23 protein-coding genes and 1 pseudogene are annotated in these 24,907 nt (G+C 58.9%); 12 read left to right on the top strand and 12 right to left on the bottom strand.

The window, feature by feature from the left end; all coding sequences use genetic code 11:
- From rsmA to sppA, 3 genes are all read left to right on the top strand, one after another.
- Positions 1-849 (top strand): 16S rRNA (adenine(1518)-N(6)/adenine(1519)-N(6))-dimethyltransferase RsmA, encoded by an 849-nt coding sequence (gene rsmA, locus ACVWXW_RS00755; protein ID WP_457402263.1) that lies wholly within the window; start codon positions 1-3, stop codon positions 847-849.
- Positions 850-954: 105 nt separating this feature from the next.
- On the top strand, positions 955-1,659 hold the full coding sequence (gene fabG / locus ACVWXW_RS00750) for a 3-oxoacyl-ACP reductase FabG (protein ID WP_457402202.1): 705 nt from the start codon (positions 955-957) through the stop codon (positions 1,657-1,659).
- Positions 1,660-1,733: 74 nt separating this feature from the next.
- A complete protein-coding gene (sppA, locus tag ACVWXW_RS00745) occupies positions 1,734-2,540 on the top strand; it encodes a signal peptide peptidase SppA (protein ID WP_457402200.1) in 807 nt (268 codons plus the stop codon).
- Between the two features lie 89 nt (positions 2,541-2,629).
- Here sppA and coaBC read toward each other — a convergent pair whose 3' ends face one another.
- A complete protein-coding gene (gene coaBC, locus ACVWXW_RS00740; protein WP_414344656.1) occupies positions 2,630-3,868 on the bottom strand; it encodes a bifunctional phosphopantothenoylcysteine decarboxylase/phosphopantothenate--cysteine ligase CoaBC in 1,239 nt (412 codons plus the stop codon).
- Between the two features lie 339 nt (positions 3,869-4,207).
- Here coaBC and ACVWXW_RS00735 point away from each other — a divergent pair, with 339 nt between their 5' ends.
- On the top strand, positions 4,208-4,576 hold the full coding sequence (locus ACVWXW_RS00735; protein WP_011432615.1) for an AbrB family transcriptional regulator: 369 nt from the start codon (positions 4,208-4,210) through the stop codon (positions 4,574-4,576).
- 256 nt (positions 4,577-4,832) lie between these two features.
- Positions 4,833-5,243: pseudogene (locus tag ACVWXW_RS00730) on the top strand (Ig-like domain-containing protein); the annotation flags it as partial.
- 232 nt (positions 5,244-5,475) lie between these two features.
- Here the strand turns inward: ACVWXW_RS00730 and ACVWXW_RS00725 are convergent.
- Entirely contained in the window at positions 5,476-6,699 is a 1,224-nt protein-coding gene (locus tag ACVWXW_RS00725) for an RNA-guided endonuclease InsQ/TnpB family protein (RefSeq protein WP_457402198.1), read from the bottom strand.
- Positions 6,700-7,016: 317 nt separating this feature from the next.
- Between ACVWXW_RS00725 and ACVWXW_RS00720 the strand changes: the two genes are divergently transcribed.
- Positions 7,017-8,744: a helicase HerA domain-containing protein gene (locus ACVWXW_RS00720; RefSeq protein ID WP_457402195.1), complete on the top strand. Its 1,728-nt coding sequence runs from the start codon at positions 7,017-7,019 to the stop codon at positions 8,742-8,744.
- Positions 8,745-9,026: 282 nt separating this feature from the next.
- Here ACVWXW_RS00720 and ACVWXW_RS00715 read toward each other — a convergent pair whose 3' ends face one another.
- The 3 genes from ACVWXW_RS00715 to ACVWXW_RS00705 all read right to left on the bottom strand — a co-directional run bounded on the left by ACVWXW_RS00715 (position 9,027) and on the right by ACVWXW_RS00705 (position 12,545).
- Entirely contained in the window at positions 9,027-10,238 is a 1,212-nt protein-coding gene (locus ACVWXW_RS00715; RefSeq protein ID WP_457385481.1) for an FAD-dependent hydroxylase, read from the bottom strand.
- A gap of 13 nt (positions 10,239-10,251) precedes the next feature.
- Positions 10,252-11,238, bottom strand: coding sequence for a methyltransferase domain-containing protein (locus ACVWXW_RS00710; protein WP_457395811.1), 987 nt, complete (start codon positions 11,236-11,238; stop codon positions 10,252-10,254).
- Between the two features lie 263 nt (positions 11,239-11,501).
- Positions 11,502-12,545, bottom strand: a complete 1,044-nt coding sequence (locus ACVWXW_RS00705; protein ID WP_414418479.1) for a glucokinase — start codon at positions 12,543-12,545, stop codon at positions 11,502-11,504.
- Positions 12,546-12,697: 152 nt separating this feature from the next.
- Here ACVWXW_RS00705 and ACVWXW_RS00700 point away from each other — a divergent pair, with 152 nt between their 5' ends.
- Positions 12,698-13,444 carry a DUF3120 domain-containing protein gene (locus ACVWXW_RS00700; RefSeq protein ID WP_457402192.1) on the top strand — a complete coding sequence of 249 codons (747 nt, stop codon included), beginning with the start codon at positions 12,698-12,700 and terminating at the stop codon, positions 13,442-13,444.
- 25 nt (positions 13,445-13,469) lie between these two features.
- On the opposite strand, the gene ACVWXW_RS00695 is transcribed toward ACVWXW_RS00700, so the two are convergent.
- The 4 genes from ACVWXW_RS00695 to ACVWXW_RS00680 all read right to left on the bottom strand — a co-directional run bounded on the left by ACVWXW_RS00695 (position 13,470) and on the right by ACVWXW_RS00680 (position 17,846).
- A complete protein-coding gene (locus tag ACVWXW_RS00695; RefSeq protein ID WP_457402191.1) occupies positions 13,470-14,051 on the bottom strand; it encodes a hypothetical protein in 582 nt (193 codons plus the stop codon).
- A gap of 74 nt (positions 14,052-14,125) precedes the next feature.
- Complete coding sequence (gene ilvN / locus ACVWXW_RS00690; RefSeq protein ID WP_011432604.1) at positions 14,126-14,650, bottom strand: acetolactate synthase small subunit; 525 nt, start codon at positions 14,648-14,650, stop codon at positions 14,126-14,128.
- 108 nt (positions 14,651-14,758) lie between these two features.
- Positions 14,759-17,272, bottom strand: a complete 2,514-nt coding sequence (locus ACVWXW_RS00685; protein WP_457402189.1) for a DUF3656 domain-containing U32 family peptidase — start codon at positions 17,270-17,272, stop codon at positions 14,759-14,761.
- A gap of 382 nt (positions 17,273-17,654) precedes the next feature.
- Positions 17,655-17,846: a hypothetical protein gene (locus ACVWXW_RS00680; RefSeq protein WP_011432601.1), complete on the bottom strand. Its 192-nt coding sequence runs from the start codon at positions 17,844-17,846 to the stop codon at positions 17,655-17,657.
- 503 nt (positions 17,847-18,349) lie between these two features.
- Between ACVWXW_RS00680 and ACVWXW_RS00675 the strand changes: the two genes are divergently transcribed.
- The 3 genes from ACVWXW_RS00675 to ACVWXW_RS00665 all read left to right on the top strand — a co-directional run bounded on the left by ACVWXW_RS00675 (position 18,350) and on the right by ACVWXW_RS00665 (position 21,025).
- Entirely contained in the window at positions 18,350-19,198 is an 849-nt protein-coding gene (locus tag ACVWXW_RS00675) for a Tic22 family protein (RefSeq protein WP_457402187.1), read from the top strand.
- A gap of 12 nt (positions 19,199-19,210) precedes the next feature.
- The gene (gene prmC, locus ACVWXW_RS00670) at positions 19,211-20,098 is read left to right on the top strand and encodes a peptide chain release factor N(5)-glutamine methyltransferase (protein ID WP_457402186.1); all 888 of its coding nucleotides are present in this window, start codon (positions 19,211-19,213) and stop codon (positions 20,096-20,098) included.
- 156 nt (positions 20,099-20,254) lie between these two features.
- Positions 20,255-21,025: a sensor histidine kinase gene (locus tag ACVWXW_RS00665; protein WP_457402184.1), complete on the top strand. Its 771-nt coding sequence runs from the start codon at positions 20,255-20,257 to the stop codon at positions 21,023-21,025.
- A 24-nt stretch (positions 21,026-21,049) separates the two neighbouring features.
- On the opposite strand, the gene ACVWXW_RS00660 is transcribed toward ACVWXW_RS00665, so the two are convergent.
- Entirely contained in the window at positions 21,050-21,553 is a 504-nt protein-coding gene (locus ACVWXW_RS00660; RefSeq protein ID WP_457402182.1) for a YHS domain-containing (seleno)protein, read from the bottom strand.
- Positions 21,554-21,738: 185 nt separating this feature from the next.
- Positions 21,739-22,140, bottom strand: coding sequence for a photosystem II protein Psb27 (psb27, locus tag ACVWXW_RS00655; RefSeq protein WP_414329352.1), 402 nt, complete (start codon positions 22,138-22,140; stop codon positions 21,739-21,741).
- Between the two features lie 65 nt (positions 22,141-22,205).
- Here psb27 and ACVWXW_RS00650 point away from each other — a divergent pair, with 65 nt between their 5' ends.
- The gene (locus ACVWXW_RS00650) at positions 22,206-22,946 is read left to right on the top strand and encodes an NnrU family protein (protein ID WP_457402180.1); all 741 of its coding nucleotides are present in this window, start codon (positions 22,206-22,208) and stop codon (positions 22,944-22,946) included.
- Positions 22,947-22,980: 34 nt separating this feature from the next.
- The gene (locus ACVWXW_RS00645; protein ID WP_457402179.1) at positions 22,981-23,373 is read left to right on the top strand and encodes a thioredoxin family protein; all 393 of its coding nucleotides are present in this window, start codon (positions 22,981-22,983) and stop codon (positions 23,371-23,373) included.
- Here the strand turns inward: ACVWXW_RS00645 and ACVWXW_RS00640 are convergent.
- The gene (locus ACVWXW_RS00640) at positions 23,310-24,905 is read right to left on the bottom strand and encodes a hydantoinase B/oxoprolinase family protein (protein ID WP_457402178.1); all 1,596 of its coding nucleotides are present in this window, start codon (positions 24,903-24,905) and stop codon (positions 23,310-23,312) included. The genes ACVWXW_RS00645 and ACVWXW_RS00640 overlap by 64 nt on opposite strands.
- Positions 24,906-24,907: the final 2 nt, after the last annotated feature.

Raw genomic sequence — 24,907 nt, 5'->3', positions numbered from 1 at the left:
TTGCCCTATCCTCGTAAACGGTTTGGTCAGCATTGGCTCAAGGATCCCGCTGTTCACGAGGCGATTGTGCGGGCTGCCCAGTTGAATGATCTAGAGGGAGACGCGGATCCCACTTGGGTGCTGGAGATCGGCCCCGGCACCGGCCAACTGACGCGGCGATTGCTGGCCCAGGGCGCCCAGGTGGTGGCGGTGGAGATCGACCGGGATCTGTGCCGACTGCTGCAAAAACGGTTCGCCGGCCAACCCCGTTTTCACCTGCTGGAGGGAGATTTTCTCCGCCTGCCGCTGCCTCCTCAACCCCGCCTGCTGGTGGCCAATATCCCCTACAACCTGACCGGCCCCATTTTGGAAAAGGTGCTCGGATCCCCGGCCCAGCCGGTTCGGCAGTTCGAGCGCATTGTCCTTCTGGTGCAAAAAGAGCTGGCCGAGCGCTTGCAGGCCGGCCCCGGCAGCAAAGCCTATGGTGCTCTGAGCCTGCGGACGCAGTATTTGGCCGATTGCGAGCTGATCTGCAGGGTGCCCCCCACCGCTTTCAAGCCCGCCCCCAAGGTGGAATCTGCTGTGATTCGCCTCACCCCCCGCCCCGCCCCCACCCCCGTCCGGGATCCCTGCTGGTTTAACCACCTCCTTCGACAGGGGTTCTCCACCCGCCGCAAGAAGCTCGTCAATGCCCTGGGAAGCTTGGTGGAGCGAGAAGCGGTTGCAGCAGCTTTGGCTCAGCTCCGCCTCAACCCCGATGCCCGCGCCGAAGAGCTGGCCCTGCCCCACTGGCTGGCCTTGAGCGACCTGCTGCTGGAGAAAGCGCCCAAAAGGGCTGTTGTTCTTCAAGAGGGGCAGGAACCGGGGTAGGGTGAGAGAGGGAAGCTCAGTTGGACGAACCCAAACATCCTCTGGGGTTTTTGAAGTCCCTTCCCGATCTTGTTCTGGATCCCTTTCGTCAATGCAGGTGCATCCATGCAAAGCAACCAAGGCAAGCAAATCCTCTTGACCGGCGGCACAGGCGGGCTGGGTTTGGGGGTGGTTCCCGTGGTGCTGGCCAGCGGAGCAGAGCTGACCTTGACCTATCGCCAAGAGAAAGATCTCACCATTTTGCGGGAGCGACTGCCGGCCAATGCTCTGGATCGGGTTCGCTTTGTGCAAGTGGATTTAACAGATGAGGCGGCGGTTGCCCGCGTCATTGCCGACCTACCCCGCGTAGATGGGCTGATCCACCTGGTGGGGGGCTTTGCCATGGGCCCCACCCACGAGTACAGCTTGGCGGACTGGTATCGCGACTTCGACCTCAACCTCACCACCACATTCCTGACCTGCAAGCACAGCCTGCGCAGAATGTGGCAACAGGGCTATGGGAGGATTGTAACGGTGGGATCCCGAGGAGCGGTGGAGCCGGGCCCGCAATTGGCCGCCTACTGCGCTTCCAAAGCAGGGGTGGTGGCCCTGACCCGTACCATTGCCGCCGAAACCCAAGGCACCGACATCACAGCCAACGTCATCCTGCCCAGCATCATCGACACGCCGGCCAACCGAGCTGCCATGGGATCCGAGCAAGCCGAGCTGTGGGTAAAGCCAGAGTCCATCGGGCAGGTGATCGCCTTTTTGGTCTCAGAAGCAGCGCGGGATCTGCGAGGGGCGGTGATCCCGGTGTATGGCAACGTCTAGGCAACTGGTTGACCAAGCCATGAGCCGCCATTCATGATACAGAATATGCACTTATCCCTATCCAGTTCTTTTCCATGCTGAAGCGATTATTCTTGGGTGGTTTGCGCCGGCAAATCGGTCGCATTGAGGTGGCAGGGGCCATTGATGGCAAAACTCGCGAGCGGGTTCTCAAGGCCCTGAAAGAGGTGGAAGAAAACCAGATCCCTGCTGTGGTGCTGCGCATCGACAGTCCAGGCGGGACGGTGGCCGACTCCCAAGAAATCTACAATGCCCTCTTGCGTTTGCGGGAGAAAAAGGGCACCCGTATTGTCGCCAGCTTTGGCAACATTGCCGCCTCTGGGGGGGTTTATATTGCCATGGGAGCCGAAAAAATTGTCGCCAACCCAGGAACGATCACCGGTAGCATTGGTGTGATCATTCGAGGCAACAATATCGAACGCCTCCTGGATAAGGTGGGGATTTCATTTAAGGTGATTAAGTCTGGCCCCTACAAAGATATTCTCTCGTTTGATCGCGAGCTGACCCCAGAAGAGCGAAACATCCTGCAAGAGTTGATCGACATCACCTACGGCCAGTTTGTGCAGACGGTTGCTGCTGCCCGCAAGTTGAGTTTGAATGTGGTCAAAACTTTTGCCGATGGCCGCATTTTCAGCGGAGAGCAGGCCCTCCACTTGGGTGTGGTGGATCGCTTGGGCACAGAAGAAGATGCCCGCCTTTGGGCGGCAGAGCTGGCGGGTTTGCCGACGGATGCGAAGTTCTACGACCTGCTCCCGCGGCGCAGAGGTTGGTCTCGATTTCTGCCGGCAGCAGAAGCCTTGGCCCGTCTGCAGTTTGAAGCGAGCACCTCGGGCTTGCCCCTGTGGCTTTACACAGGTTCTTGAGGCAGTTCGCGAACAGCTATTCCGGGAAGTTTAGCGTTCTGTACCGCACAGCCCCCACCCCCGGCCCCTCTTGCAGAGGGAGAGGGAGTTTAACTAAAGTAGCCCAACTCCAATTGCCGGGCCAGATCCAGCAGCCGGTGGGCCAGGGTTGGCTTGGTTGCCAATGGGATCCGCTCTGGACTTCCCTGCTGGGGGATCCAATAGCCTTGGTTGTGGCTGCTGCCAAAGCCGCTATCCGGTTGGTCGATGGGGTTGGCCACAATGGCATCCAAGCCCTTCTGGCGGAGCTTTTCTCTGGCCGGCGGCAAGGGATCCCCACTTTGGGCGGCAAAGCCGATGAGGCGTTGGCCAGGGCGTTTGTGGCGGGCCAGAGCTGCCAGCAGGTCAGGGATCGGCTCCAACGGCAACATCTGGGGTAGATCGGCTTTGGGCAGCTTCCCCGCGTAAACCTGAGAGGGGCGCACATCCCCCACAGCAGCAGCCATCCACAAGAGATCCGCCTGGGGAAATTCCGCCTGCAAAGCCGCCTCCAGTTGGGCTGCCGTCTCCACCGGAATGGCCCGAATGGCGAAGGGCGCTGGATCAAAGGGGATCCCCAACGGCCCATGGACCAGCGTCACTGTCGCCCCCCGGCAGGCTGCCGCCACCGCCAGCGCCACTCCCATCCGACCACTGGCCGGGTTGCCGATAAAACGCACCGCGTCGATGGGCTCCCGTGTACCCCCCGCCGTCACCAACACCCGCTTGCCTTGCCAATCTTTTTTCCCCCCTGTCCAGAGCAAAGCCCGCACATACTCCTGCAGGGCCTCCGGCTCCAACATGCGCCCTTCCCCCACCGCATCACAGGCCAGGCGGCCACTGGCCGTCGGCAAGGCCCAAAAACGGGGATCCTGATGTAGCCGCTGCCAATTCTCGGCCACCTTCTCCGCCTTCCACATCTGCGTATTCATAGCCGGTGCCACCGCCACCGGACACCGGGAAGCCAAAACCACATTGGTGAGCAAGTTATCCGCCAGCCCATGAGCCAACTTGCCCAAGGTGTTGGCCGACAAGGGTGCAATGAGGAGAGCCTCCGCCCATTCCCCCAACTCGATGTGCAGCGGTCGTCCTCGTGTTGCTTGCCAAAAGGCGGCATCCGTAAAAGCCGGCTGGCGGGACAAGGTGGCAAAAGTCAAAGGAGAAATAAAATGTTCCGCAGCTTTTGTCAAAACCACCTTGAGCTCTGCTCCCTGCTGCACCAGAGCAGACACCAAAGCTGCCGTTTTGTAAGCAGCAATCCCCCCGCTCACCCCAATGAGGAGACGCCGCCCCGACCAAAAGGGATCCATATTGAGTGACACGCAAACAGCCTTGTTTCCAGTTTCCCTGCTTTTGCTCAATTCCGGCGGCAAAGCGGGGATCCCTCGCCCAAAGATACTTTGACTTGGACGGATGACCCTGTCGAGAATAGGGCCTGAGAGCCTATCATTCCCCATTTCAGCCAAAGTCTCCCCCATGGGTTCTGGCCTTTAGAGGGAATTCCCCACTGCTGTTTTGCGCAACTAGCCCTCAGATCCCATTGCAGTCGCTCACTCATTCCCTCTAATTAAGAAGAGTTGGATCAAACTCTATTGCAATCGCTGTTTGTTTCTGGCTACACTAACAGTTGTCCCTAAAACCATCTTGATATGGCTACAACCAGTAAACCAAAACCACTCACTGGCCAAGAGCTCCTCGACAAGGTAACTTCAATGGGAAATGCGGATCGCAAGGAAAAAGCTCGCGCCTGTGGTTATGTCACCTACACCAAGAATGGTCAGGAGCGAGTGAATCTGATGCAGTTTAACAACGCCCTGTTGAAGGCCGTTGGCGTGGATCTCGGCGCTAGTGACGAAAATGGATCCCGTGGCCGCGCTCCTACCTTCCGGGTTTCGGTTCATAAGAATGGCAACCTCCTGATCGGAGCTGCCTACACCAAGAAGATGGGCCTCAAGCCCGGAGATGAGTTTGAGATCAAGCTGGGCCACCACAACATCAAGCTGGAGCGGGTCAACTGATTTGCTGCCTCCCTGTGCCGCTTTTCCCTGCTGGTGATCTCATCTCAGCCAGGGTAAAGCCCTCGGTATTCTTTTTAGCCCTCAGGGGCCTGGGAGCAGCGACTTCTTCCTTTCGCTCCGGTGTTTATTGTTTCTCTACTTTTCAAACAAGGGATCCTCATGATCCGCTGGGGATCCCTGGCAGTTTGTACCTCATCAATGGCTGAAGTGTGGGTAAGTTCGCTATTCTGACAACAGTTAAATTGGGTCTGCGGCAATGAACACTCCGACCGTGCCAAATGTCTTTCGCCATTGGCGGCGGTGGCGAACTTGGGCGGGGCTGTTGTTGTTGGCAGCAGCGTTCTTTGTCATCGAGTCTCATCGGCAAGTTTGGCCTCAGTCGAATGCTTCTCAAAGTCAGGCATTTTTGGAGTGGGTGTCTTCCCAGCCTACCCCCGAACAGCAGGATGTTTTTGTGGATGGAGTCATTCGGCTGCAATTCAATCGGCCACTGGATCCCAATCTACAACGTCTGGCGGTTCAGTTGGATCCGCCGGCAGCGGTTATTTTTGATGTGCAGGGAGACGAGTTGTTGCTTAAGCCTCGGGATCCCTTGCGCTTTAGCACCCGTTACACCCTCACGCTTTCTCCCCAAGAGGGGCTGCCCCTCGAGCAGGCCATTCAGCTGAGTTTTCGCACCGAACCGCAATTTACCTACGAACGGGATGTCAAACCGCTGCTAGAAGCCAGTTGTGTGGGTTGCCATCAGCCGGCAGGACGGCAGCGCACCCAGTTGCTGGACAGTTATGAGGCCACGATGGCCTATGTCAGGCCCGGGGATCCCAATAGCGAGTTGATCAATCCCCGGTGGACGAGCCGCCACGCCTACATCCTCAACGCCATTAACCGCTCCGAAAGACTTAAACAACATTGGACAAAAGTGGACTTTCGACCAGCGTTGATGCTTTCTTCCTGCTTCTACGACCCTTGCCTAGCTGGGCTTGCAACCCAACCCCGGCAGCGGGATCTCCACAGGCGTGACTTCCCCCCAAGCTGGGGGTAGTTGAGGGTAAATACACCTCAAAATACCACCCCACCAAGTTAATCGCTGCGTTGAGATCCCGGTCTTTCTCTAAACCGCAACTCTCACAACGAAACACCCGCTGGTGCAGCGGCATCTGCTGTTTATGCTGGCAACAAGAACACAGCTGGCTGGACGGATAAAACCTATCCGCCACTACCACCTGACAGCTGTAGAGCCTAGCTTTATACTCTAGCTGTCGCCTGAACTCATAGAAACTACACTCGGCTAGACTACTAGCTAACTTGTGGTTCTTGAGCATCCCCGAGACGTTCAGGTCCTCTATAACTACCACCCGATACCTCTTAGCTAGATAGGTAGTAAGCTTGTGTAGGTTGTCCCGACGAATATCAACTACTCTCTTGTGGAGTCTTGCCACCTTCTTAACTGCCTTCCGCCGGTTTTGCGACCCCTTAACTTTCCTGGACAACCGCCTTTGCAACCTCCTCAGCCGCTTCCTAGCCTTACAATAGGGCTTGGGGTTGCCAAAAGTCCCCCCGTCAGAACACGTGGCTAGATTGTTAACTCCTAGGTCAACCCCAACAACGTCCCCTTCCTTCTCCAGCTCCCCTGGCTCAGGCGCCTCATACTTGAAGGAAATAAACCAACGGTGGGCCCGCCGGCTGATAACAACATTCTTGGGCACAACCGCAGGCAAGACCTCGTAACAAGCTAACCAGCCGAAAATCGGAACCTTGATTTTGTTGCCGGAAATTCTAATCCCACCTTCTAGGTAAAAGCTGTCCAGCTTCCCCTTCTTCTTGAATACTGGAAATCTAGACTTCCCAGCACGCCACCTCTTAATTGCTCTCTCCAGATTCCTAAGAGCTTCCTGCGGGGCACACTTAGAAACCTGATAGTACCAAGGATTAGCCCTCTTCACCTCGGCTACAAGTTTCTTGTGCAGATCAACTGCCGTGGGAATCTTCCGCTTCTCTGCCACAGCTTGCTTACAAAGCTCCAGTCCCCAGTTGTAAGCGTGCCGAGCAACCCCAGCGTGCTGCGCCGCCAGTGTCCTTTGCTTGTTATTCAGTCTTAACTCCGTTTTGAATCCTAATAACAAAGTACGACCTCTAGTTCAGCACTAAACCTATTGCTGTTCCCTTTGGAGCTACAAATTGGGGCATACTGAATATATATAATGTACACTGCATTCAGTCGAGACTAGAGTTCAGCTCAACCGCCCCCAAGCTCGCGGCGGATCCCCTGAGATTGCCTACATTCAAGCCCGCGGGCTGCCCCTGTCCCGTCTAGGTTTTTGGACACCCGAGGAAGTGGAGATCGTCCGCACCTGGATTGTGCAGGATGGCGCCCCCCGCACCAGCGCCCGCTTACAGATGGGCAACTGAATAAGGCATCTGGAACCCAACCCCCACTGCCATGACCCCTCCTCAACCTTTGGCCACCGTGATTCAGGGATCCCTGAGTCGAGGGCTGGAAGCTCGCCTCAATCCCGGTGTCTCGGTAGAAGACTTGCGGGTGGGCAAATTCGTGGTGATCCAGGGGCAGCGCAACCGCTTCTTTGGCCTGCTTACTGACGTTACCCTAGAAACCAGCAACCCCCAAATTCTGGTCAATCCCCCCCGCCCGGAAGAGACCTTGCTGCAGGAGGTGCTGGCCGGTACCGGCACCTACGGCATTATTGCCCTCACTCCGATGCTGATGTTGGTGCCGCGGCAAACGGAAGGGGAAAGGCTATATCCCCTGGTCAATCCCGAACGGCCAGAAGCGTTGGCAGCTCCCCTCGGCCAAGAACCCCCTTCCGCTGGCGCCATGGAGCTGCTGCCCGTGAAAACAGTGCCCGCCCATTTTTCGCAAGTGTATGAGGCACGGGAACTGGACTTTCGCACCGTCTTCGGCTGGGAAGACGACCCGGAGCGGCGCAACTTTGCTATCGGCCAGCCCCTCGACATGGCTGTGCCCATCTGTTTGGACTTGGATCGCTGGGTGGAGCGCAGCAACGGCATTTTCGGCAAATCGGGCACCGGCAAGTCCTTTCTGGCCCGCCTGATCCTGGCCGGTATCATCCGCAAACGGGCGGCGGTGAACCTGATCTTTGACATGCACTCCGAGTACGGCTGGGAGGCGGCCAGCGAAGACAAGCACGCCACTACTGTGAAAGGCTTGCGGCAGCTCTTTCCCGGTCAGGTACAGATCTATACCCTGGATCCCGATTCCACCCGGCGGCGAGGGGTGCGGGATGCGCAGGAGCTCTTCATCGCCTACAACCAGATCGAGGTGGAGGATCTGGCCCTGTTGGCAGAGGAGCTGAACCTATCGGAAGCCAGCCTGGAAAACGCCATTATCCTGCGCAACGAGTTTGGCCGCGACTGGATCAGCCGCCTCTTGAGCCTTTCCAACACCGAGATTCAAGAGTTTTGCGAACAGAAAATGGGCAACAAAGCCTCGATGATGGCCCTGCAGCGCAAGCTCACCCGCCTTGACAACCTCAAGTACATCCGCAGCACCCTGCCCCACAACTACATCGGCCAGATTTTGGATGCCCTCAGCCGCGGCATTCACGTGGTTATCGAGTTTGGATCCCAGTCCAACTTGCTTTCCTACATGTTGGCGGCCAACGTCATCACCCGCCGCATTCACCAGGCCTACGTACATCAGACGGAGCGGTACTTGCAATCCAAAAATCCCCTCGACCGGCCCCGTCAACTGTGCATCACCATCGAGGAGGCCCACCGCTTTCTAAATCCGCGGGCGGCCAAGCAGACCATCTTCGGCACCATTGCCCGCGAGATGCGCAAGTACTTTGTCACGCTGCTGGTGGTGGATCAGCGCCCTTCCCGCATCGACAGCGAAGTGATGTCGCAGTTGGGCACTCGCATTACGGCACTCCTCAACGACGACCAAGATATCGAGGCGGTGTTCACAGGGGTGGCGGGCAGCCAGAACTTGAAAACGGTGCTGGCCAAGTTGGACTCCAAACAGCAAGCCCTAATTCTGGGCCATGCCGTGCCCATGCCGGTGGTGGTGCAAACCCGCCCCTACGACCAGCGGTTCTACGCCGAAATTGCCGATCCTGACTGGTCTCAGGCTGAGGATGCGGAGGTGCTCCTGGCCGCTCAGAAGGCCAAGGAGGAGCTGGGACTGTAGGGAGAGCATGACTCTAGTCAATAATAAGCTCAACTATACTGAAAATAATGTATAATATGTTCAGTACGGATTACTACCAGTTGATCTTTACTGTTTACTTTCGAGTCTGCCAACATGGTAGCCAAAGCAAAGCAGAAAATTGGTAGTAAGACGACACGGAAACTGCGCTTTGGGTATTCTACTCAAAGCTTTGCGGGATACCGCCATTCTGGTTGGAAACAAACAGAATGCTATCGCTGCATAGTTGAACAGTGATGTTCAGCAGTGTTCAGCGTAAATGTATCAGCTCCCCCAAAGTCCCGTCATCAAGCACAGCAGCAAGCACCGCAGGGGGGGGAAGGCCATCATCCCTCTCAGGATCCACCGCCGCATAACCACTACGGGCCAGTAGGAGTTGGAGAAAGTGCGGGTGAGCAGATCCGTGAAGAGCAGCACCACCCAGTTTTCCCAGCGGCGACGGCGACCGTAGCGGCGCAGGACTTTGACATCTCCCAGATCCTCATGCCGTCTCCAGGCGTCTAGGAGCACCTGGGCCAGGGCAGCGGCGTCGCGGATGCCGAGGTTGAGCCCTTGGCCAGCCACCGGATGGCAGTGGTGGGCGGCATCTCCCACCAAGGCAAGACGATGCTGATAGTAGCGGCGGCTTTGCCGTAGGCGAGCCGGGAAAACCTGGGGCCGGTTCAGCAAAGTGAGCTGGCCGCTCTGACCGCCGTAGTAGCGCTGCATCTCGGCCAAGAAGTCGGCCTGAGGAAGGGCCAGGGTGGCTTTGGCCTGCTCGTGGGGCATGATCCAGACCACCTGACAGCGGTTGCCGGGCAGGGGCAAGATGGCGAAGGGGCCGGCAGGCCAGAAGCGCTCGTAGGCAATGTTTTGGTGGTCTTGGGAAGGGGCCACCAAGGCGGTGATGCAGGACTGCCAATAGTCCCAGCCGTCGCTAGGGATCCCTGCCCACTGCCGCACCTGGGAGCGCAGGCCGTCGGCGGCGACCACCAGGGAGGCCCGCAGTTGGCGACGCCCCTGGGCCGTTTCCAGCTCTACCTCGGCTGCAGCCTTCCCATAGGTTACGCTCTCCACCTTGGCTTCGTAGTAGCAGCTAATTTTGGGATCGGCAGCCACCTGCTCCTGGAGCGCCTGCTGCAGCCAGGCATGCTCGCCACAGTAGAAAACTGCCGCTTCCCCCACATCCTCCGGTCTAAACGTCACCCGCTGGGGAGCGTTGGCGTCGGTTAAAATCACCTGAGCAAAGGGCGTAATGTGGGGAGCCAGCGCCTCCCACACCCCGACGGCCCGGAAGATGCGGATTGACAGCGGCGAAAGGGCATAGGCCAGGGGGCGCTGTTTGACTGCCTCAGCCGACTGGGCCTCAATGAGGGCCAACCGCAGGCCGGATCCCCGCAGGGCACAAGCTAGGGTTAAGCCCGCGATGCCTCCGCCGACGATAATCACGTCGTAGAGGGCTGCCAAAGTATCCGGAGTGGGAGCAAGAGTTGTCATCTCTCTTATTCTCCTATTGGCTGCTGTGGGCAACCACTTCTGTGCGGGTGGAGTCTGCCGACGTGGCGGCTCGCACGGCCCGGAACATGCCAAAGCGACACAGCCCTGTGCCGAAAGCCAGGCGCATGAGCAAGAAAGTGGGCACCTCCCGTAGCGACTTAATCAGGCCCACCAAGCCAAACTTCAGCAACCCTTCGGGACGGACAATGCCCTGCCAGATGGAATCCAGCCAAGAGGGAAGGGTCTCCTGAGTCCAATCGGCGGTTTCCACTCGTCCTGCCACCAGCCCGGTAGCCTCCAACTGCTCGGCAAAGCCTTCGATGCTGGAGAAGGAAGGGTGTGACCATTGATCCAACAGTTGCCGCATCACCAGCCGCTCCCAAAAGTTCAGGGGCTTTTGCCGGTCGTCCCGCTGGTTCCAGTCGGCCACCACCAGGATTCCCCCTGGCTTCAACACCCGCAGCATCTCTTGGGCATAGCGGGCCTTGTCCGGCATGTGGGGCCCTGCCTCAATGGACCACACCACATCGAAGCTGGCATCGGGGAAGGGCAGATCAAGGGCGTCGGCCACCCGAAATTCAACTTTGAGATCGGGGGGGGTCAGCTCCTGTGCCCGCTTCACCTGCTGAGGACTGATGGTGATACCGGTTACAACAAAGCCGTAGTCGCGGGCCAAGATGCGGCAGCTCCCACCAATGCCGCAGCCCACATCCAACACGGTTGTCCCTGCAGGCAGTCGATCCAACCCGCCCCAGCGCACCATCTCGTGGACAAAGTCGTGCTTGGCCTGCAGAAAATTTTTTCGTTGGGGAGGAGAGCCGTAGTGGCCTAGGTGAATGTGTTCGCCCCAGTAAAACTCTAGGATCCCATCCCGAGTCCACTCGTCGTAAGACTTGGCCACGGAAGCGGGAGACTCGTATTTGCGAGCAGTCAACAGATAGGCTGCCAAGCCTACGGCCAGCAGCACAGCTATGCCCAAAGCCCAAAAGATTGGATTCATCGGATCAACCATGAAGTTTCTATGAAGTCCCTCTGCGTGGTGGCAATCATTGTCGGTTGGATAGCGCAGCCCCAGGCGGAGTGCTTTCCGGTATGGGGCCAGCCCAGCAAAGGCGCAATCCCATCTTGCCCCATCTGCTGGCTCAAGGAAGAAGTCTAGGATCCCGGCAAAGGGCAGCTGGGCGAGATTTTCCAGCACCCATTGGGATTGCTGCGATCGCCTGCTGGGCCGGGGTGGCAACCTCAACAGCAGCGGCTGCTCCTTCACAAAAGGTTGGCGGCGTAGCGAGCAGCTCCCCTCAGCCCCACCTGCGCGTTCACCACCACCTGCACCGACAGTTGCTCCAGGAGAGGACGCATCCGCCCTTTGTCCAAAAACGAGGACAAAAACTCCCCTTCGTGCAACAGGCGCAAGAGCTTGGGCGCGATCCCCCCAGCGATGAACAGGCCCCCGCGCGGCAATAGGTGTAGGGCAAAGTTCCCGACTGCAGCCCCGTACAGGCTGATGAAAAGCCGCAGACACTCCACCGCCAGAGGATCCCGTGCTTCCATGGCAGCATTGGCAATTTGGGCTGCCGGGTCAATATGCTTAGCTCCCTTTTCCCAAGCCTCAATTTGGGCCAGCAGCTGTTCTTCTCCTGAGCCCCACTGGCTATCCCGCAAAAATTGATAAATGGCAACGATCCCCTGCCCCGAGACCACCCGCTCGGTGGAGACACGTCCGTGCCGTTTTTGCAAATACCTCAAGAGCTCCCACTCCAGAGGGGTGCGCGGGGAAAAGTCCACGTGACCGCCCTCGCTGGCATGAACTTGGTAACCCCCTTCTCCCCAGGTAAGGTAAGCCTGCCCCAAACCCGTGCCTGCTCCCATCACGCCAATCGGAGCCCGCGGTTGACGCTCACCCACTTGCAAGGTGTCCAGATCCTGGTCGCCGAGGGCAAGCACGCCATACCCCACAGCGCTGAAGTCGTTGATCAAGGCTACGCGCGGGATCCCCAGCTCTGCGGCCAATTGGCTCGACTGCAGATCCCAGGGCAAGTTGGTCACTTTGGCAGTCTGTCCCTCAGACCCTGAGCCCCTTGTTTCCATGACGGGGCCGGCCACTGCAAAACAGGCGGCAGCAGGCTGTGGATCTCGCCCCAGCTCCCGCCGAGCCTGGGCCAGAAACTCTCCCACCATTGGGGCGAGGTTGGCGTAATCTTGGCTGGCATAGCGGCAGTGGTAAAGGCTGTGCTCGGGATCCTCGGCATTGACAAGGCTGAGGCTGGTTTTGGTGCCCCCGATGTCTCCTGCCAACAACAAGTCCATACAGTTTCCTCCGGCCAGCACCTCCTTCCCACCCTGACATCTCTGGAGAGAGAATGCCAGGCCCCCAAGGCTTCCCCGCTCCTGCTGGGGAGAAGAGGGAAGGGCAAAGAAGGTGCTATGTTAACTGATGTAAAGGTTTTTAATATTGCATTTTGTCTTCTACACCTTTTTTACCCCCTCTCCAAGATGAGCCTCTGCTGTCCTCTGAGCGTTTGGCCGGGCTGGATCCCCGCCCTCTCTCGGCTCAAAGGCGTTTTCGATCCCACCATGCCATTGGGGGAGTGGCAGCTCTGCTCGTGAGTCTGCCCGTTTTTGTGCAAGCGCCCCTGGTGCGGTATGCCCCTTGGGTCAGCTTGGTGATGTCTTTGGGCTGGCTGGGCCTTAGCTTGCATCTCTACTCCCAGTCCCGTACCCGCCTGTGGGGAGATTTGCTGTACGGCTTTACCCTGACTTGGCTGGCAGGATCCCTGTATTGGGGATGGCTGCGCTTTGAGCCTCTTTGGCACATGCCCATGGAAGCCTTGGGGATCCCGATTGTCTGGTGGGGGACACGGCGACGGTTTGCCCGCATCGGTACCTGGTTTTATCTCGGCTCCCTGTGGGGTACGGCGGTTACAGATCTCTACATTCACTCGGTGGGGCTGCTGCCTGAGTGGCGGCAGGCGATGCAGTTTGACCGGTTGGAGCAGGCGGTTGTCCCTTTTAGGGCGGCCCTCGACAAAATGGCTACCCCCTGGGGCCTGGGTTGGGGCATCGGCTTGGGCCTTCTGTTGCTGGGTGTTGGATTGTGGAGAGTCCAGGGATCCCGCCGCTTGCACCATTGGGCATTTGCGGGAGCAGTGCTGAATACCCTGTTGGTGGATGGGCTATTTGGCTGGGGGGCAGCTCTGCTGCGGTGAGCTGGGACATCCCCATAACTCTGCTTCAGGTGGGAGTAGAAGTATTGGTAGGGCTGGGAGCTCCATCGGACTCCGTCCTGCCAACGTCGGCGGCAGCAGGTGCAGTTGCCGGCAGTGTAGGTTCTGGCCCGGCAGGAGGCAACTCCGGTGCCGGTGCGGGCTGAGGCAGAAAGTCGATGACCTCCCAAGTCTTGGAATCCGGTGAGCTGTAGGCCAGCAGCCACCGTTCGGGCACGGTTTTGACGCGGTCGGGCGAGCGTTGTGTAGCAACAGTTTGTGCCTTTTGGTGGGCCAGGGTGAGCTGGAAGGGATCCCCTTTGCGGCGATAGGGGCGGCGGGATCCCGGCGGCTGCACGCTCAGGGTGTAGGTGCCGCTGAGGTGATGGCCTTCCAGGGTTTCTCCTGAGGCCAACAGCAAGGGTTCACGGCGATCCTGGCGGATTTTCACATCCTGCAATTGCAGGCGGGCTGCTAGCTGGTCACTGCCCACCAAGGATCCCACCGGCCCGGACAAATGAGCGATCTGATAGGCGAGGGCCTGCTGCACAATCGGCTTTGGCGGTCTAGGGCCGCAGCCGGCCAGCAGCCCCACCAGCACAATAGCCACAAGGCTAATCGTGCCCCGCAGAACCGATCCCCTACAACTCCACCCCAGTTTTGGCATCGCTTCCCCTGAGGCCATCAGACGGTAACTAAGGTGGGGTGTTGCTTCAGGTATTCCGTATTCACGCCGGACTCGCGGGTGAGAGCCACCAGGCCGGTACGGGCGATCTCACGGATGCCAAAGCTGGTCAACATCTTGATGATGGCCACCATTTTGCCGGGATCCCCGGTTACCTCGAGAGTCAAAGACTCCTCCGCCACATCCACAATCCGGGCGCGAAACATTTGGGCCACATCCATAATGGCGGAGCGGGTATCGGGGCTGGCATTGACCTTGACCAGCATCAGCTCCCGTTCCACGCAGGGAACATGGGTGATATCGGTAACTTTCAGCACGTCGATGAGCTTGTAGAGCTGCTTCGTCATCTGCTCCACATCGTGTTCATCTCCCTGCACCACCATGGTGATGCGAGAGATCCCCGGTCGTTCGGTGGGGCCAACGGTGAGGCTGTCGATGTTAAAGCCGCGACGGGCAAACATCCCCGCAATGCGGGTTAAAACGCCAGGCTGATCCTGCACGAGGGCGCTGAGGGTGTGTTTCACGGCAACCAGAGGATAGAGAAAAAGCTGAGAAGAGGTTGGGGAAGCACCTGGGAATAACAATACCCTGAGGAAATTTTACGCCAACTTTAGAGAAAGACAGCGCAGCCGTTAACTCTCCAAAGACCCGCGCGTAACCCCCAATTGGCTGTGTAGCTTCAGCTCCTGCCACAGTTGGGATCCGCTGAGTTGACCTTGTAGGAGTTGCTGATAGCGGTGCAGGGTTTGTTGGATCTCGGCGGGGGATTCATGCAAAAATTCGATGCGCAGATAGCGCAGGCCCAAGGCCAATAATTTCGGCACATATTCTGCCCCCGTTTGGGCCTTGCCGTTGTAGAGGGTATTCCGACAGCCGGCATCGGCCTTCAAAATGTGCTCGACATTGGCCCTGTCCCTCAGCTTCACCTCGTGTTTTTCACATGGGCGACCACAATTGGTGTAATCCGTTCCGCTGGATAAAAAGGCGCAAAAGACGCAGTGCTCCATGTGGAACAGGGGCATATGTTGATGAAGGGTAACCTCATACCTATGGGCGGGGCCGGCTTGCAGCAGGGATCCCAGTTGCTCGTGGTTGAGGTCATAGGAAGCCGTCAGGCGCTCCAGGTTGTAACGGGTTTTGAGATAGTGGGCCGTGATGGGATTGGCCACATTCAAGGAAAAATCCCCAATGCAGCGCTGCCCGGCAAAAAAACGGAGATGGTCGTAATTTCTCACCAAGTAGCCATCGGCCCCAGCGGCCAACACTTGCTTTAGGATCCAGGTTTCTCCTGGCTTGGTGATGCGGGGCGGAGCGACCCACAGTTCCACCTCGGGATGGGCGGCTTTGGTTGTGCGGATCACCTCCCGATAGCGGCGGGGATCCTCAAACTCCAGATAGATCTGCCGGATACCGCTGGCTATCGCCGCCGGCAGTTGCGCCGGATCCCGCACCAACACCACCAACTGCGGGGATCCCCTTTCGGGCTCCTCCTGAGAAGGCACCAGATCTTGCCAGCGAGCTTCGGGATTGAGTTGCCAGCGCGGGGGCTGAGCTCGCAGAGCTTGTAGGCGTTCCACCGCTTGTCGGCGCATCTGGTTGAGCAGGCTCACCGGCAGCATTACCTCCCCCTGCAAGGCATTGTGCAGGGATCCCAACTTGAAGGGAGTGGAGCCCAAACGGCCCAGTTGCTGTCGCAGTTTTTCGGTGGTGAGGGGTTGGCGGTGGGCAGCTTCCAGGGGCAGCGGCGAATCCACCTGCACCGTATGGCCTTGCTCATCCCGCAGGATCAGCGTCAGCGGGGATCCCACTTGGCCGTGAACCTCCATGTGGACAGGCCGCTGAAAGCGGGGGTGATCCCCGGCGTAGCTTTGGCGCAGGCGCTTTTCCAGTTCCGGGTCGCTGGTCTTCCAGAGGCGATCCCCCACCCGCAGACGTTTGAGGTCAATGGCCCCCTCTCCAAAGCTGATCCAGGCCAGCCCCTGCTTCTCTTGCACCCGGTAAACTCGCCCCCCCTGCTCCGGCAACTCCGGCTGCCCCTGGTCAAACACCACGCCGTCCCCAGCTTTGAGGGGTGCCTCCAGCCGGATCCCCACCTGATCCTGTTGGATCCCCACCACTTGCCCCAGGTAAACCCCCCGTTTCTTGCCAAACCGCGCGTGCACCAGCTCCTGGTTGTTGATGCCCCGCAGCCAGCCTGTGTAGAGCCCACGAGAAAAGCTCATCTCCAGCTCGTAGCGTTCCTGTTGCGAGGGCTGCCACGGCTGTCCCACCCCCAGCGCATCCAAGGCCTGCCGATACACCCGCGTTACATTGGCTACATATTCTGGGGATTTCAGCCGGCCCTCAATTTTCAGACAGCGGATCCCCAGCTTCACCAGCTCCGGCAGCACCTCCAGCCCGGCCAAATCTTGAGGGCTGAGCAGATACCGCTTCTCCCCCAAGTCGCGGCGGATCCCGTCTACCACCAGCTCATAGGGCATGCGGCAGGCTTGGGCACATTCCCCCCGATTGGCCGAACGCCCCCCCAGCGCCTCGCTGGTCAGACATTGCCCCGAGTAGGCCACGCACAACGCCCCATGCACAAAGACCTCCAGAGATAGGGAGGATCCCTTCTCTTGCAGATAGGCCTGGATCTGGGCGATTTCCCGCAGCGAACATTCCCGCGCCAGCACCACCACCTCACAGCCCAGCTCAGCGGCAAACTCCGCTCCCACTCCACTGGTGATGGTCATTTGCGTGGAAGCATGGATGGGGAAATCGGGGGAAAGATGCCGGATCAGGCGGGCTATGCCGATATCCTGCACAATCACCGCATCCACCCCCGCCGCAATCATCGAGCGGATGTATCCCTCGGCTTCCGTCAGCTCCCTTGGAAAAACCAGAGTATTCAAAGTAACATAGCCCCGTACCCCCCGCCGGTGCAGCCAGGCCATCAGTTCCGGCAAATCCGCTTCCGTAAAGTTGCGGGCGCGCATCCGGGCGTTGAAGCGCTCCAGCCCAAAGTAAATGGCATCGGCTCCGTTTTCCACTGCCGCCTTGGCACACTCCCAATCCCCCGCCGGGGCCAGCAGCAGGGGCAACTTGGTGGTCAGAGGCGGCGCCTCAAAGTGATCCGTTTCCGCGAAATCTATCCCAGCAGCTTTCATCGGAAGACAGCCCCACAAAGAGAACAAGGGATCCTTTCCCATTCAAAATCAAAAAACCTGAGAGCAGGATCCCCTTGTCTCAGGTCAAGCTGCCTCTGCCGGCGGCCTCTTAACAAAAAACTCGTTCCGTCCGCAAAGGGTCTAGGTGACATACTCCCATCGCTGACCCTACGGGTACAGGGTGGGGTTCTCGCTTCATCGGGGAGCTTTCGCAAGAACCCTCAGCGAGCAGACACGGGATGTCCCACCGCGTAGTCGCACCAGATTCCGGCAAAAGCCGTTTTGTGCAACTGCTCCCATCATACACCATGTGGGGGTATCTGTATCCCGGCACTGACCCTACGTACAGTACGGGGCTTAGCTACCCCCACACCCCCATAAGCTAAGAAGCCACCAGCACATTCAGGATCCCGGTGAGGACGGCGCTGAACAAAGCCAACGTTAGGTAGCGGCCAACAGCCGGGTTGTCACCCAGCAGCCGATCGGAAGCGCTGATGGTGAAAAACAAAGACCAGGCCTGAGTAGCGTTGATGGTCTCAAATTGGTTGAATTCAGCGGTGAAGATCTTAGCCATGACTCAATGCTCCCTACAGCTGTGGGTTCGCACCCCTACCTTAACAAAAGTTAACAGCAGCTGCCACGTTTGCGCGGCTACATCAGGACACCGCCGAACAAGGCTGGAATAGGCAGCGTTTTATGGGAGAGCTGGGTACACAACCCTCGGAGGGATCTGCATCTAGCGTGGATCAGTTGTATGCGACTCCGTATATAGTATTGGGTGATGCGGGATCCCCACCCAAAATAGGGGCTTTGCCCCTCGACAGAGGTCGAGCAGATGTTCTAGCCTTGGCTTCTAGGGTGGCCCAAGAGCGCTCTTCAAGATAGGTGTGCCGGGGTGTTGTCAGCGATGGCTAACCGGGATCCTAAGGCTGAGAGTGTGCCGCATCGCTAGCCTAAGCCCTGTTGAGCGGGTTTAATCTAGGCAGCTTTTGATTTGCCCCAGGCTGTTGGTTAGTACTTAGGAAGCTGACCCCATAGCAACCAGAACAAGGCGCGATGCCGGGAGTTGAGATGAGAATGATGCACTGTAATGTAGTATCGCCTGTGCGCTCCCTCTGCCGCTGTGCAGCTCAGGTGGGCGGCGTAGCCGGGATCCTGATCGGAACAGCTTGGGGGGGTTTGGCTGTGACTCCTGTTTGGGCTCAGGAGAATGCCCTACTGGCTCAGGCAGCCGCAGGCCCCATGAGCCGGCAAGAGGTGGCGGAGCGGCTGAATCTGGTGCCTGTTTTTGCCATCGTGTCTCAGAACGGCACCCCCGTTGTCGCCAATGTGGAGCGAGATGGCCGCACCATCCAAGTGGTTTCCTTCTGGCTGGATCAAGCCCAAGCCCAGCAAGTGTTGGAGCAGGTGAAAGCCAGCAACCCCGAGATAGCCAGTCAAGCCCGGGTAGTGCCTCTCTCGCTGGGGTATGCCTACGAAAAATCGGAAGAGGAGCGCGCCAAGAACAGCGATCTGTATTTTGAGGTGGTGCCTCGGGCTTCTGATGTGGAGGCAGCCAAGCAGGTGCTGAAGGAAACCGGTCAAGATGTGCCTGCAGAAGCGATTGGTGTGCCTCTGTTCTATGGCCGCTCCGGAGAGGGGCTGCTGACCATCGAGCAGGATGGCCATGAGGTGGTGCCCTTCTTCTTCGACCGCAACGATTTGCGGAGGGCCTTGGATCGGGCGGCGGCGCAGAACCCGGATGTGGTTGGGAAAACCCAGATTGAAGTGACCTCGCTGGCCATTGTGGTAGAGCGTATGCTGGCCCCCGACGCGCAGGCCGATGTGCAGAAAATTGCCTTTATCCCCTCTCGCTCGGCGCTGGAGTATATCCAATCCCTGGCCCGGCCTGCCAATCCTTCTGCAAGTCCCCAGCCTCAGCGTTAACCTAAGCCCCTGATGGGATCCCCGTCTGCTCTGGTGAAGCGGTTAGCAGAGTGGCGTGCCCAAGCCCTGAGGGCGGCAAAAGCGGCTGGGATCCCTGCCGAGGAAGTGGAGATTTTGCTCAGGGAACGGCTGGGGTGGGGGCCATTGGAGCGGTTGATGGGTCGCGCTCCGGCTGGGGAGGGGGATCCCCTGGAGGAGGTGCAGACCCTTTGGCGGCAAAGGGTGGAAGAGCGCATCCCCCTACAGTATCTGTTGGGCAAAGTTGAGTGGGCGGGCTTGAGCTTGCGGGTGACGCCGGCGGTGCTGATCCCGCGCCCGGAGACCGAGCTGCTGGTGGAGCAGGCTTCCCTTTGGCTACAGGCCAATCCTCTGCCGCCGGGATCCTGTTTTGCCGACCTGGGTACAGGCAGCGGGGCGATTGCCATTGCGTTGGCCCATCAGCACCCCCAGTTGCGGCTTCTGGCCGTGGATTCTAGCCCAGAGGCCTTGGCTATTGCAGCAGACAATGTGGCAGCCCACCATCTGCAGGAGCGGGTGAACTTGCTGCTGGGATCCTGGTTTGTGCCCTTGGATCCCTGGCGGGGGCAGCTGCGCGGCCTGGTTTCCAACCCTCCCTACATTCCCTCTGCCGAGCTGGCCTCGCTCATGCCAGAGGTGCGACTGCACGAGCCGCGACAGGCTCTGGATGGGGGAGAAGACGGCCTAGCCCACTTGCGACTGTTGATTCAAGCAGCACCGGATTACTTGGCCCCGAACTCCTTTTGGGCGGTGGAAGTGATGCGAGGCCAAGCCCCTTGGGTGGCGGAGCAGTTGCGAGATAGGGGCTGTTATCGGCAGATCCAAGTTCACCGAGATCTGGCCGGGGTTGAACGGGTGGTCAGCGCCCACTTCGTCGGATAGAAAAGGGTAGGATCCCATAAGACAGGGTATTGCCGCAGCCCGATTGCCTCAGCGGGACGTAGTCCTCGCTGTCCAAAACTCAAAGATCCAAACCCAAGGATCTGAACCTCGACGGGATCCCCCGTCTTTCCTTCGGAGCACCTCTTGAGGAAACCCTTGCCTGCAGCCAAACCCGATCCACTCCCCCAGCAGGCTGCCTCTGCCGACAAGCAAGAGGCTGTGGATTGGCAATTTGCTTTTGAACGCTCTGAGGTGATGCGGGCCTTTCAACAAGAGTTGCTCGTCAGCATCGGCCATGAGCTGCGCAATCCCCTCAGCAGCCAGATGGGATCCCTGCAGTTGGTGCTGTCAGATCTGTGTGATTCCCCCGAAGAGGAGCGGGAATACCTTCAAAGTGCCAAAGAGGCGGTAGAGCGCCTGATCAAGCTGCTTGAGGAATACACCCGCCTGGCTCGCCATGACCTGCCCATCCAACCTCTGCGACCGGAACCGACCCGACTACGCCCCCTCCTGCAGGATGTGTACAGCCTAACTCGCCTACAGGCCCAGGATCAGGGCATTCGCTACGAATGGCCGGCCCTACAACCCGCCTCGGCCTTTGAGGTGCCCCTTCTCCCCGACAGCCTCACCGTTTGGGCGGATCCCCACGGCTTGGTGCAGGCGCTGCTGGGAGTGTGTCGCTGGGGCATCCGCACCCTACGCTACGGTTCGATGGCTTTGCACCCCTATCCCACCGCAGAAGAAGAGGGGCGACTGTGCCTGGGGTGGAACCTTGAGGGGCGATGCCATGTGCCCATTCAAACAGAGGGCTGTGCCGTCTGGCGGGTAAGCGAGCGGCTCCTGAGAGAAATGGGAGGCCAGCTGGAACTCTGCGAAAGCGGCCCCTACCGAGTTGGCATCAAGGTGACCCTGCGCCTCGCCCATTGAACCCCAGGCCAGAGGGACTTGGGCCTATCGGCTTCTCAAAGCTGGCCAGTTGGCATCTGCCCTCTTGATCAAGCCGGGGATGTCGCGCTCCCAGTTGCGCTGTACCCGCCGGTTGGCGTTCAGGTACAGCTTGTCATCGACGATTTTCCAGGCAAAGGGATCCACCGGGTAAAGGTAGTTGTGGGCCACGGCCCAGGCACAAAACCCGCCGTACTGGGGGGCAAAGCGCTCTGGGTTGTTGCGAAACCGCTCCCGATTCTCGGCGCTGGCAAACCTCCAGGTCACCCCTCCCCACTCCCATTCATACTCTGGGGATCCCTTGACCGGCTTGCCGTCGATGAAATAAGCCACCGGGTCATAGCCCCGCAGGGCCAGGCCGTCCGTTGCAAAAAAGGGGCCTGGGGATCCCTCCTCGACAGCCCCAACGACCTGTCCTTGGGCTGGGAGAGACAGGAGCCAAGCTGGGTGAGAAGCAACAGCTCCAACCATCAGCAGCAGCGAGATCAAAGCCCAACGATTTTTGACCATCACAACCTCCCCAATCCTCAATCGAGATAAAAATCTCCTCCACTTCCAGAAAAGCACTGCGCCCTTCCTCTCAGATTCAAAAAGAGACCTGAGAAGACCCTGGCTTCTGCGGACTGGGAACAGTCTGGCCGCAGCGGGGAAATTTGCCTGTGATTTGGATCGGGGAGATCCAATCTAAAAAAAGCTCAACCTTCTCGGCGCAAGGCCAATTCCGCCCGATCCAGTTGCATCAGCACCCGCTCCACCTTTTCGGGGTTGAGAGGCCGGTTGGAAGTGCGGTACTGGGAGGCCAGCGTGTTAAACACCGTGCGCAAAGTGGTAAAAGACTGCAGCTTGTCGTAGCGATGGCCGTGGTAGCGCCCAGAAAACTCCTGGATGGCCTGCATGGCTTCCGCTCGCGCCTCCTCTGGGTTCATCAGGGGATCCCCTTCGGAAAGGACGGTGCGCAGGGTTTGGATCAAGGTCATGCTGTCTTCGTAATACTTGCCGGTGAGGCGGGCAGCCTGAGCAACTGAACTCCCTGATCCCAGCAAAAGGGCTACAGACAGGAGCAGGCTGACAAGACGCCGAAAAAAAGTTTTGAGCATGGGGAACCTAATGTAACTTATTTTTAAGCATAAGCCACAGCAACACCAGAGGAGTCACCCAAAAGATGCTGTTCACCCCCTTCAGCGACTTTCTGCAGAAGCTGGGCCAGTACGGATCCCATTGGACAATGTTAGCCCTGATCTTGGGGTTTGCCTGTGCTCACAGCGGACTGGCCTACTTGCGACCCTGGGGGGAAAGCCGGCTGGGATCCCGTCTGTACCGCATCTTCTTTGCTCTGGTGAGCCTCAGTTTGGCACCGCTGTTGCTCATCTATTTTTTCAACCACCGCTACGACGGGGTGATTCTCTGGGATCTCCAAGCCGTCCCAGGCATCCGCACCACCGTTACTCTTTTGTCTGCCCTCTCTTTTTTCTTCTTGTATCCGGCCACCTTCAACTTGCTGGAGATCGCCGCCATTCGCAAGCCGGAGATCCACCTGTTTGAGACCGGGATCATCCGCATCACCCGTCATCCGCAAATGGTGGGCCAGGTGATCTGGTGTGTGGCCCATACCCTTTGGATTGGCTCCAGCTTTATGGTGGTGACCTCGCTTGGGCTCATTGCCTACCACCTGTTTGCGGTTTGGCACGGGGATCACCGCCTGGAGAGGAAATACGGGCAGGCCTTCCGCGATCTCAAGGCGCGCACCTCCGTGATCCCCGGCTTGGCCATTCTGCAGAAGCGACAGCAACTGCGCCCCCAAGAGTTTTTTCGCTGGGCCTATCTGGGGGTATTCAGCTTTGTATTGATTCTTTATGCTTTCCATCCCCAAATGGTTTCTGCAGCCAGCCAAGTTGCCTGGTAGCATGATCCCAAAGAACTTCTTTAGTTTGGGAGTGATGGCCTTGCAAGTTGCTTTAGATGCTTTTAATCAAGAACTTTTGACAAGTGATGGGTTGGTTTTGGTGGATTTCGGCGCCCCTTGGTGTGGCCTGTGTCGCTTCATCCAGCCGATTACCGACCGTCTCGTAGCCGAGTGGGGAGGGGCGGTCAAAGTACTGCGGGTGAATGTAGACGACAATTTTTGGCTGCCGCGCCGCTATCGGGTGCGCTCTTTGCCAACCCTAATTTTGTTTGAGAAAGGTCAAGAAGTGCAAAGGCTGGAGCACTTCGCCAGCCGCGATGAGGTGCTTCGCCGCTGCGAGCAGTTGTTTCTTGACCACCTGCGCTACCTGGGTTCGGGAGCCTGCTCATCCTCACTTGAGCCCCAAGCCCCGCCGCCCGGCGTGTAGAGGGTGATCACGTCGCCGGCTTTTAGGGAGCGGCTGATTTTGCCAGGCAAGGGATCCCCGTTGAGGAGGTTGATCCCCACTTGGCCTGGCCCGCCTCCCTGTTCTCCTTGGGGGGCATAGTGGCGCCGCTCGGTGAGCAGGGAGAGGGTGCAATCCTGCAAAGTCTGGATGGAGCGGATTAGCCCCCAGCCGCCCCGCTGTTGGCCATGGCCGCCGGAATCCTGGCGTAGCTCGTAGCGCAGTACCCGCAGGGGATACTCCAGCTCCAGAGCCTCGATGGGGGTGTTGAGGGTATTGCTCATGCCCACATGCACTCCGTCCAAACCCGGTCGTTGCCGGCTGGCCCCCTGACCACCTCCCAGGGTTTCGTAGTAGGTGAAGTGGCGGTTGCCCAGCACACAGTTGTTCATGGTGCCCTGCCCCTGAGCGATGCTCCGCAATCCGGCCACGGGAGCCAGAGCTTTGAACACCACATCGGCAATGCGCTGCGAGGTTTCCACATTGCCCGCCACCACTGCTGCCGGAAACTGGGCATTCACCAAGCAGCCGGGCGGCGCCACGATCTCGATGGGATCCTCCAAGCCGACATTGCTGGGGGCCGTGGGATCCAACAGACAGCGCAGGGCAAACAACACCGCCGAGCGGGTGACGGCCAGGGGCGCGTTCAGGTTTCCCGCCATGGCCGGAGCAGTGCCGGTGAAGTCCACCCGCAGCTTCTTGCCCTCTACTTCCACCTGCACCCGAATCTCAAGGGGCGCGGGCGGATCCCCGTAGCCCTCCAACCAGTCCTCAGCCGTGTAGATCCCATCGGGCAGAGCCTGAATCTGCGCCCGCATCCGTCGGCGGCTGTACTCGATGACCCCTGCGATCAACTGCCAAGCTTCCTCTTCTCCAAAGCGGGCCAGCAACTCCCGAAACCGGCTCATCCCCACTGCGCTGGCCCCCACCTGGGCCTGCAGATCCCCCCGCCGCTGCTCGGCATTGCGCACATTGGCCAGGATTAGGCGCAGCAGATCCTCCTGCCAGTACAACTCTCCTTCTAGAGAGAGCCCAGCCAGCCGTACCGGCGGGATCACCAGCCCCTCTTGCCAAAGTTCTGTGGAGTCGGCGGGCATGGAGCCAGGGCGCATCCCTCCAATATCAGCGTGATGAGCACGGTTCACAGCATAGGCGCAAATCCGGTCGGGATCCCTCCAGCCGGGAATGGCCGCGACCACCGTAACGTCTGGCAGATGGGATCCCCCCTGGTAGGGATCGTTGAGGAGAAACACATCTCCGGGTCGCGGGTTGGCTGCCACCACCGCTCGCACCGCCTGCGAAAGGGCGCCCAAATGCACCGGGATGTGAGCTGCCTGGGCAATGCAAGCCCCTTGCGCGTCAAACAGAGCTGTGGAGCAATCCCGCCGCTCCTTGATGTTGGCCGAATAAGAACCGCGGATGAGGCGGGCTCCCATCTCTTCGGCAATCCCCGCCAGAGCGTTGGCCATGACCTGCAACCGGATGGGATTGGAGACAGGATAGTTGCTATCCATAT

Source organism: Thermostichus sp. MS-CIW-30, assembly GCF_054058015.1.
The sequence above is the reverse complement of the archived record's forward strand: the minus strand, read 5'-3'. Positions and strand labels throughout refer to the sequence as shown.